The organism is Mesotoga sp. HF07.pep.5.2.highcov (assembly GCF_003666285.1).
Classification (GTDB): domain Bacteria; phylum Thermotogota; class Thermotogae; order Petrotogales; family Kosmotogaceae; genus Mesotoga; species Mesotoga prima.
On the sequence record NZ_JFHJ01000159.1, the window covers coordinates 1 to 2,079 of the forward strand.

The window sequence follows — 2,079 nt, forward strand, 5'->3', positions numbered from 1 at the left end:
ATATTTGCAGACACTGGCGCAAGAATGCCTAAGGGTCTTCTGCTTGTGGGGCCTCCCGGAACGGGAAAGACATTGCTTGCAAGAGCCGTAGCTGGTGAAGCAGGAGTTCCGTTTTTCTTCATTAGCGGGTCGGACTTCGTCGAGCTCTTCGTAGGAGTCGGTGCGGCAAGAGTGAGAGATCTGTTCACTCAGGCGAAGTCTTCAGCGCCTTCGATTCTTTTCATCGATGAAATCGATGCGGTTGGAAGACATAGAGGAGCAGGGCTTGGCGGAGGGCATGACGAGCGGGAACAGACTTTAAACCAGATTCTAGTAGAGATGGATGGGTTTGATGCTAAAACAGGTGTCATAGTAATAGCCGCAACAAACCGTCCAGACATTCTCGATAAAGCTTTACTAAGACCTGGGAGATTCGACAAGAAAATATCTGTTGATCCTCCTGATTTGAAAGGGAGATCAGAGATTCTCAAGATACATATGCGCGGAAAACCGATAGATCCCGAAGTTGATGTTCAGCTCTTGGGAAGGAGGACACCTGGATTTGTCGGTGCAGATCTTGAGAACCTGATCAATGAGGCGGCAATTCTCTCAGCCAGAAAAAAGAAAAAGATGATTGGAATGCCAGAACTTGAGGAAGCCATTGATAGGGTCCTGGCCGGTCCTGCAAAGAGATCGAGAATCATAAACGATAGAGAGAAGAAAATACTTGCCTATCACGAACTGGGCCATGCGGTTGTCGGCTTAATTCTTCCAAAGGCGTTCCCGGTTCACAAAGTAACAATAATTCCTCGTGGGACTTCTACCCTGGGTTTTACGGAGAGTCTACCGCTGGAGGATAGGTATCTCATAACCAAGTCTGAGCTTCTGGATAATATGGCGCAGGCGCTTGGAGGAAGGGCAGCCGAAGATCTTGTCTTTGGAGAAATAACCACAGGAGCTGCTAGTGATCTGGAAAGAGCCAGTGCGATGGCTAGAAGTATGGTAACACAGTTTGGAATGAGTGAAAGACTGGGACCCATTGCCTGGGGCAAAGAGGAAGAAGAAGTATTCCTGGGCAGAGAACTCACACGGATGAAGAACTACTCGGAGGAGATCGCTAGCGAAATTGACTCCGAAGTCAAGACTATTGTTCTCACTTGTTATGAAAAAGCTAAGAGAGTCCTCTCTGACCATAGAAAAAAGCTTGATGAAGCGGCAGAGTACCTTCTTCAGAAAGAGACTATTTCGGGGAAGGAACTGGCCGATATTCTTGGACTTGAAGGCGGTAACTATTACAAGGATGATCTTGAGACCATAGAAATTGCTCCAGGAGCATCTGCAGAAGAGCCAGATATTGCAAAGGATTAGAGGTGGCGAAAAATGCTGGATTTAGAGCGGTTAAGATCACTGGAAAACAGTGAATTCACCCAAACTGTTATTCCTACCGACGTTTCTTTGAGATGGTCGGAACGGTACGATCTTGAACTGCTAAATCTCCTGTCTACCAGTGGACTGATGAAGATTGTCCACAGTTGTGGCCACAGTCTGATATCTGACTTTGAATCGGATTCGCTGGTTTCTGTGGTTTCTGAAACATCTGTAAAACACTATTCTCCCTTATTGATGGAAGAGGAGCTCGTTATAAACATCAGGATAGTATCTGTTTCAGATAGTGCGGAAGTGCACTTTTCCGGGTCGGTTGTACAGCTAGGAACCGAGGCGGGTGCTTTTGAGTTCTCCAGGAAGTTCATCTCTGTTGACTTCTTTAGGAGAGCATTTGGTGCGTAAACCGAGAGACAGAAAAAGCTGGAGCGAGTATGAGATAGTTTCCAGACTCAGATCAAGAGAGCGATTTGTTAAAGAAGTACGTGGTTTTGGAGATGTGAAGGTAGCAATTATCTACCCGAACTCATATAAAGTAGGAAGCGCAAGTCTATCGACTCATGTATTGATGACTAAGTTCAACGAGCTGGGTAGTGTAAGGGCGGAGAGATTCTTTTTTCATAAGAGTTTTTCGAAGCATTATTCTTTTGATTCATTAACGCCGCTTGATGAATTTGTGATTTGGTCTTTTTCTGTGCATTTTGAACTCGATCTGCT

At 45.6% G+C, this 2,079-nt stretch carries 2 protein-coding genes and 1 pseudogene; all 3 read left to right on the top strand.

Annotation, left to right across the window (positions count from 1 at the left end; all coding sequences use genetic code 11):
* On the top strand, nt 1-1,347 hold a 1,347-nt coding region (gene ftsH, locus BG32_RS03055), incomplete at its 5' end, for an ATP-dependent zinc metalloprotease FtsH (RefSeq protein ID WP_121526351.1).
* A gap of 12 nt (nt 1,348-1,359) precedes the next feature.
* Nucleotides 1,360-1,767, top strand: coding sequence for a thioesterase family protein (locus tag BG32_RS03060; protein WP_121526352.1), 408 nt, complete (start codon nt 1,360-1,362; stop codon nt 1,765-1,767).
* Nucleotides 1,760-2,079 (top strand): annotated as a pseudogene (locus BG32_RS03065) (radical SAM protein); the annotation flags it as partial. The gene BG32_RS03060 and the pseudogene BG32_RS03065, both read left to right, overlap by 8 nt.

Bases quoted from the DNA above. Each gene is read 5' to 3' on its own strand.
- BG32_RS03060 (WP_121526352.1), top strand. From the start codon at position 1,360: ATGCTGGATTTAGAGCGGTTAAGATCACTGGAAAACAGTGAATTCACC.